The organism is Apilactobacillus sp. (assembly GCF_025290035.1).
Classification (GTDB): Bacteria; Bacillota; Bacilli; order Lactobacillales; family Lactobacillaceae; genus Apilactobacillus.
This window is the reverse complement of sequence record NZ_JAMBKT010000001.1, coordinates 257,118-263,737: the sequence shown is the minus strand read 5'-3', so window position 1 is coordinate 263,737 and position 6,620 is coordinate 257,118. Positions and strand designations below refer to the sequence as shown.

10 protein-coding genes and 1 tRNA gene are annotated in these 6,620 nt (G+C 31.6%); 9 read left to right on the top strand and 2 right to left on the bottom strand.

Annotated elements, in window-relative coordinates:
• Positions 1-79: 79 nt before the first annotated feature.
• The 5 genes from M3005_RS01305 (at position 80) to M3005_RS01285 (ending at position 3,555) form a co-directional block, all read left to right on the top strand.
• Positions 80-166: transfer RNA gene (locus M3005_RS01305), tRNA-Ser, on the top strand.
• Between the two features lie 213 nt (positions 167-379).
• Positions 380-1,525: a family 20 glycosylhydrolase gene (locus M3005_RS01300; protein WP_293792957.1), complete on the top strand. Its 1,146-nt coding sequence runs from the start codon at positions 380-382 to the stop codon at positions 1,523-1,525.
• A 62-nt stretch (positions 1,526-1,587) separates the two neighbouring features.
• Complete coding sequence (locus tag M3005_RS01295; protein ID WP_293792956.1) at positions 1,588-1,836, top strand: hypothetical protein; 249 nt, start codon at positions 1,588-1,590, stop codon at positions 1,834-1,836.
• A gap of 103 nt (positions 1,837-1,939) precedes the next feature.
• Entirely contained in the window at positions 1,940-3,106 is a 1,167-nt protein-coding gene (locus M3005_RS01290) for a hydroxymethylglutaryl-CoA synthase (RefSeq protein ID WP_293792954.1), read from the top strand.
• Positions 3,107-3,114: 8 nt separating this feature from the next.
• Positions 3,115-3,555, top strand: a complete 441-nt coding sequence (locus M3005_RS01285) for a nucleoside 2-deoxyribosyltransferase (RefSeq protein WP_293792951.1) — start codon at positions 3,115-3,117, stop codon at positions 3,553-3,555.
• Here the strand turns inward: M3005_RS01285 and lexA are convergent.
• Positions 3,552-4,187, bottom strand: coding sequence for a transcriptional repressor LexA (lexA, locus tag M3005_RS01280; RefSeq protein WP_293792949.1), 636 nt, complete (start codon positions 4,185-4,187; stop codon positions 3,552-3,554). The genes M3005_RS01285 and lexA overlap by 4 nt on opposite strands.
• Before the next feature lie 91 nt (positions 4,188-4,278).
• Between lexA and M3005_RS01275 the strand changes: the two genes are divergently transcribed.
• Positions 4,279-4,536 (top strand): DUF896 domain-containing protein, encoded by a 258-nt coding sequence (locus M3005_RS01275; protein ID WP_053950162.1) that lies wholly within the window; start codon positions 4,279-4,281, stop codon positions 4,534-4,536.
• 69 nt (positions 4,537-4,605) lie between these two features.
• Positions 4,606-4,824 (top strand): YneF family protein, encoded by a 219-nt coding sequence (locus M3005_RS01270; RefSeq protein WP_053950161.1) that lies wholly within the window; start codon positions 4,606-4,608, stop codon positions 4,822-4,824.
• Positions 4,825-4,861: 37 nt separating this feature from the next.
• Here M3005_RS01270 and M3005_RS01265 read toward each other — a convergent pair whose 3' ends face one another.
• Positions 4,862-5,485, bottom strand: coding sequence for a lysophospholipid acyltransferase family protein (locus tag M3005_RS01265; RefSeq protein ID WP_293792970.1), 624 nt, complete (start codon positions 5,483-5,485; stop codon positions 4,862-4,864).
• An 81-nt stretch (positions 5,486-5,566) separates the two neighbouring features.
• On the opposite strand from M3005_RS01265, the gene M3005_RS01260 reads away from it, so the two are divergent.
• Positions 5,567-6,319, top strand: coding sequence for a tRNA1(Val) (adenine(37)-N6)-methyltransferase (locus M3005_RS01260; protein WP_293792945.1), 753 nt, complete (start codon positions 5,567-5,569; stop codon positions 6,317-6,319).
• Positions 6,267-6,590, top strand: a complete 324-nt coding sequence (locus M3005_RS01255) for a GIY-YIG nuclease family protein (protein WP_463670940.1) — start codon at positions 6,267-6,269, stop codon at positions 6,588-6,590. Before M3005_RS01260 ends, M3005_RS01255 begins: the two co-directional genes overlap by 53 nt.
• The last annotated feature ends 30 nt before the right edge of the window (positions 6,591-6,620 follow it).

Here is a 6,620-nt window from a genome sequence, read left to right as displayed (position 1 = left end):
AGGACGAGAAAAGATTAAGGATTACGATATTCTTAGTTTATTAAAATACTAATTAATAAGGGGGACTTCCCCTTGATATGGAGAGTTGGCAGAGCGGTAATGCATCGGACTCGAAATCCGACGACCCGGTAATACCGGCGGGCAGGTTCGACTCCTGTACTCTCCTTAAACTGAATTTCAAGAAAAAAACGTAGTTACAAATTAAACGTTCAAATAAGAACATAATTTGATAACTGCGTTTTTATATTAATTTAAGGTTCGAAATGCATTATTAACTTGTAACTATTTCATAATGATTACAAATGGTAAAAGCAATAGATTTTCTTTAATTTAATGCTATACTATCAATATAATAATCGCGAAGAAAAGAGTGGTGATTATGAGAAATAAACGATTTATAATCGTTGGAATGATATTGTTTTTAATCTTGATGTTTATTCAATTAGGAAGCCTAACTAAAAAAACTCTTGCTGATACCAGCAACGAGTCTAAGAGAATTGGTTTATCATTGGATTGTTCAAGAACATATTATTCTACTTCTACAATCAAAAAATATATAGATTTATTAAAGAAAGATCATGGTACATATCTTCAACTACACTTAAACGATAATGAAAGATATGGTGTTGAAAGTTCAACGTTAGGCCAAACAACAAAGAATGCAACACTTAAAAATGGTGTTTACTACAATAACAAAACACACCTAGCATTTTTAAGTAAAAATCAATTATTAGATGTAATTCAATACGGTTACACTCATGGAATTGAAGTAATTCCTGAAATCGACTTACCAGGTCACGCTAAATCTATTTTTAAACTTCTTTCATACACTTCTGAAGGAAAGAAATTAGTGAAAGAATTAGAAAATAAAGATGGCTACAATGAAATGTACTACAACAAACAAGCAACAATCGATTTTTCTAAGAGGTTATTAAGTGAATACGTAGGGATGCTTCCTAGCGGATACCACATTATTGTCGGTGCAGATGAAATAACTATTAGCGATAAAAGCGATCAAGAAGCTGTTGTGAAGTATATTAATGCAATTGATGATTATGTAAATGCCAATCATTTAAAACTTGAAATGTGGAATGATAGTTTTCACAAGGCTGTTTTGAACAAGTATCACAAAGATATTTTAATTAATTACTGGAGTTTAACCGGTGAAGTTAGTTCAAGCAAAGATAGAAAAGATAATATCAGAATGAGAGCAACGCTCCCAGAATTAAATAAAGCCGGTTTTAAGACGATTAATTACAATAGTTATTATTTATACATGATTACTGACCCAACATCATTTACCAGTGAATCTAAGAAGATTTGGACTTCTGAGTTCAAAAAATGGAAAATGAATATGTGGAACGATGAATCAACAAAGGATATTACAAAGAGTGCTAACAATATTGGTGCTGCTATCTCTATCTGGGGTGAATATCCTAACCAATATACTGGTGATCAAACATACAATAAGACTTATTATTATGTCGATACGTTTTTAAAAGCCCAAGATAAATTTACTAAGTAAGTTCCTTATATCGATAAAATATGGTATATTTTAAATAACATCTATTTTATGGAGAGTTAATAATGCTTAAATTAAAGATTAATGCAAAACAAGGTAATCAACAAATTAAATTATCTGATGGAACATATGGTCAACTAACGGGGGTTAGAATTCCTACTGGTGGTTTTGGACAAGAAGTTATCCAATGGACATTCTTATCAGTTGATCAAATCCACGAAGGGTTTGTTTATGCTGGCCCATTCTATGATGGACTAGTAATTAACTCCTTGAATGCAAAGGATCAATATGAAGTAAAAATGGTTAATAAGTAAAGCGTACTTTTGAAGTGCGCTTTTTTTACTATAATCTTTGAGCAGTGAAAAGTTTCATAGTACAATTATAATAATATATATTTTGAAAGAGTGGATTATGATTATGAATGTTGGAATTGATAAGATGAGCTTTTATTCATCAGACATGTATCTTGATATGGTGGATTTAGCACATGCTAGAAATGAAGACCCTAATAAATTTTTAATTGGAATTGGTCAAAAGAAAATGGCGGTTATTCCTAAAACACAAGATGTAGTTACCATGGCTGCAAATGCTTGTTTGAAAATAATTGATGATAATGATCGAGAAAAAATCGATTTAATTATTTTCGGGACTGAAACTGGAATTGATAATTCAAAATCTGCAGCAATTTATTTGCAAAATATGTTGGGGTTAAGCAGAAGTGGTAGAGCGTTTGAAATTAAGCAAGCTTGTTATGGGGCTACTGCAGGATTACAAATGGCCAAAGAATATGTAGAAAATAATCCTGAGAAAAAAGCACTAGTTATCGGTGCAGATATTGCAAGATACGGCATTAATACTCCAGGTGAAGTAACCCAAGGTGGTGGTGCAATTGCGATGGTTATATCTGCTAATCCTTCAATTGCTGAATTTGAAGGATCAAGTACATTTTATTCTGATGATGTAATGGATTTTTGGAGACCATTATATAGAACTGAAGCAGTTGTGGATGGTCATTATTCAAATGATGTTTATGTGGACTTCTTTAAAAAGACATGGGATGAATACAAGCAAATCACTGGCAAAACTATAGAAGATTTTGCTGCAATGACTTTCCATTTACCATATGTAAAAATGGGGATTAAAGCATTAAGAGCGATTATTGATGAAGCTAGTGAAGAACATCAAGATAAACTAAAAACAGAATTTGGTTTTGGAAAAGTATATAATGAAAACATCGGGAACCTTTATACTGGTTCATTGTATTTAAACTTCTTGTCATTAATAAATAATTCTGATCAGTTAAATGTTGGAGATAGAATTGGATTATTCAGTTACGGTTCTGGAGCTCAAGGTGAATTCTTTGCGATGAAATTATGTAAAGAATTTAAAAACAATGAATTGATAAGTCAAATTGATTCTGATATCGCAAACAGAAAACAAGTATCCGTTTCTGAATATGAAAGTATCTTTAATGATTGGGTACCAATTAAGGACCAAGAACTTAGTTTTGATACAAGCAATGATGATGCAACATTTACACTTAAGGGTGTTAAGAACCATCAAAGAATTTATGATAGAAAGTAGGAATAAACATGAGATTATATTTGGCAGGTCCATTTTTTGATGACGAACAGATTGAAAGAATCGAAAGAGTTGAAAAAGCACTAGATGCAAACAAAACAGTAACAGATTACTTTAGTCCAAGAAATTCAAATGTGAATGATGGTGCCGAAATTGGTAGTAGTCAATGGTCTAAAGATGTATTTCAACTAGATGTCGATGAAATAAAAAAAGCTGATGCCGTCATCGCAATTATCGACTTTGTAGACGATAATGTTGATAGCGGTACAGCTTTTGAAATTGGATATGCTTATGCAATTGGTAAACCGGTTGTTTTATTCCACGAAAAGGATGCAATTGTTAATTTAATGCTTTCAAATGGTTCTAAGTCATACTTAACAAAGGTTAGTGATGTTGAATCCTTTGACTTTGAAAAGATGCCAGAATATCACTATGAAGGCGAAGTATTTTAAAATACACTATCTCTGAATAAACCAACGACCTTACCAATGATATAAACTTGATCTAAAATGATAGGATCTAAATTATCATTTTCTGGTTGAAGACGATAGTGATCTGATTCTTTAAAGAATCTTTTACAAGTTGCTTCATTTTCTGATGTCATGGCGATAACAATGTCACCGTTGTTAGCAGTTGATTGTTTTCTAACGATGACCTTATCACCATTTAAAATTCCAATGTTTATCATACTTTCACCTTGAATGGTAAGCATGAAGATTTCATCAGAATTGTCGTATTGTTCAGGCATAGAGAAAAATTCGGAAGTATCTTCCACGGCTAAAATTGGTTCCCCGGCAGCAACAGTTCCTAAAACTGGGATTTGTCCAGGATGAGTATTTACTCCCAATTTTTTTAGTCCGTCTTCAGTAATTTCTAGTGCTCTAGGTTTAGCAGGATTTTTAACAATAAATCCTTTCTTTTCCAGACGGCTTAAATGTCCATGCACAGTAGAAGTTGAAGAAAGATCAACGGCTTCTCCAATTTCTCTAACGGTTGGAGGATAACCTTGACTATTGATTCTTTTCCAGATAAATTCTAAAATAGCTAATTGTTTAGAAGATTTTTCTTCTTTTGAAAAAGTCAAATCGATACCCCGTTTCTTATATGTATTTTCAATGTTTTAAATATAGCATATTAAACAAATAAAAACAAATGTTCGTAAAGGAGAGGATAAAATGTCAGAAGCAGAAGATCCAATTTTAAAGAAACTTATTCCTAGAATTAACGAATTAGCTCATAAAGCTAAAAATGAAGGATTAAGTAAAGAAGAAGAGGCCGAAAGAGCCGATCTTAGAAAACAATATCTAAAAAGATTTAAAGAAAACATGAGAAGCCAAATTGAAATGGTTCAAATCTTTAATAAAGAGGGTAAAGAAGTTACCCCAGAAAAAGTTAAAGAAGTTCAAAGAAAGAAAGGGCTTCGTGACGACTAAAAAACTTTTGAATTTAATTATTAATTTGTGTAAAATTAATAATAGAAATAAATGGAGGGAGGAAGAATTATGTCACCATTCTTTTGGATTATTCTAATTATTTTAGCTTTAATCGTAGGTCTATTTGGTGGATTCTTCATGGCACGTAAGTACATGGAAAAATATCTTAAAGATAATCCCCCAATTAACAAGGATCAATTAAGAGCAATGATGTTGCAAATGGGTCAAAAGCCATCAGCTAAGAAATTAAATCAAATGATGAATAGTATGAAGGCTAACGCCAAGTAATAAAAAAAGACATAATCAAATGATTATGTCTTTTTTATTACTTTTTAGAAGGGTCAACGTATTTGAATTCGGGATCAATTTCTTGATCTAACTTATCAAAGGCTTGTTGCATTTGATCTTCAATTGCTTTTTGACCTTCTTCATTTAGCTTAATACCTTTATCTAGATAGATTGGATCACCAAAATTAATGATAGCTCTCTTTCTAGAAAATAGACTCTTAAATGTAAGTGGACCTTGATATACGGCTGGCAACAATGGCTTCTTAGATAATTTAGCGATTAATGTTGCGCCACCTTTTAAGTCTTGTGAATGTCTTGTTCCAGAAGGGAAGATAATTAGAGACTTATTTGAATTTTGTAGAATTTTAACTGGTTCTTTAATTACAGATGGTCCTGGGTTTTCACGATCAACACTTAAAACGTTTGCGTGTACTAATACAAATTTAAGAATTGGATTTTTAAATAATTCCTTTTTAGCCATAAAGGCAAATTCTTTTGGACTAGCAGCTAATGCAAAATACAACGGATCAAACCAGGTACGATGAGGTGCAACTAGTATGTAGTTTCCCTCAGGGATACGTTGTTTGTTTTTGAATGTTGGTGTTCCATTTATTGGGTATAAAATTATTCTAGATAAAATCTTTAAGAAAGAATACATTATTTAACTCCTCTCGTACTTTATTATTTAATAGTATTCTATTATTATAAGTGTATGCAAGGAAAAAATGGGGGATGAATATAAATGAACAACCTTTTGAAAGAAAATGAAAGAATTGATCAGTTATACAGTAATGACATTAAAGTCATTCAAAACCCCGAAGTGTTCTCATTTTCACTTGATGCGGTATTATTATCTGATTTTGCTAAACTACCTAAAAAGGATTCTTCCGTTACTGTTGATTTATGTAGCGGAAACGGTGCAGTTGGATTATTTATGTCACATAAGACCCGTGGAAAGATTTGGGAAATTGAACTGCAACCAAGATTGGCTGACATGGCAAAGAGAAGTGTTGAGCTTAATAATCTAGAGAGTAAAATAGAAGTTATTAATGATGATTTAGATAATTCTACGGATTATCTAGCAAAGGATTCAGTTGATGTGATTACATGTAATCCACCATATTTTCCTAATTTAGATAATAGCAAGAAAAATCCTAATAAATATTTAGCAATCGCAAGACACGAAATTACTACCAATTTAGACAAAATTAACACTGTGTGTTCTGATTTATTGAAAACAAACGGAAAAGTATTTTTCGTATATAGGCCAGACAGGTTATTAGAGTTACTAGATTCAATGAAGTCGCATGACATAATGCCAAAAGTAATTCAATTTATTCATCCTAGAAAGCAAAAAGATGCTAACATGGTTTTGATTGAAGGAATAAAATCTGGTAAAAATGGTGGCACCAAAATTCTTCCACCAATAACTGTTTATCAAGATGAGTCTAACGAGTATACAGAATATGTTAGGAATGTTTTATATGGAAAATAGATATTTTATGTATGTTCTCAAGTGTGGAGACAATTCTTTGTATGGTGGATATACTAATGATTTAAAGCATCGTCTTGAGCAACATCAATCAGGTAAAGGTGCTAAGTATACTAAAAATCACTTGCCTGTTGAGATGATTTATCATGAAGAATTTGATAATAAACATGATGCGTTAAGTGCTGAATATCACTTTAAGCATCAAAGTAGAAAAAAGAAGATAGACTATTTAAAAAGTCATGGTGTCGATATTAATAAAGAACACCTGTTATAGTTTTTATGACTAAGTAAATATAAATAGGAG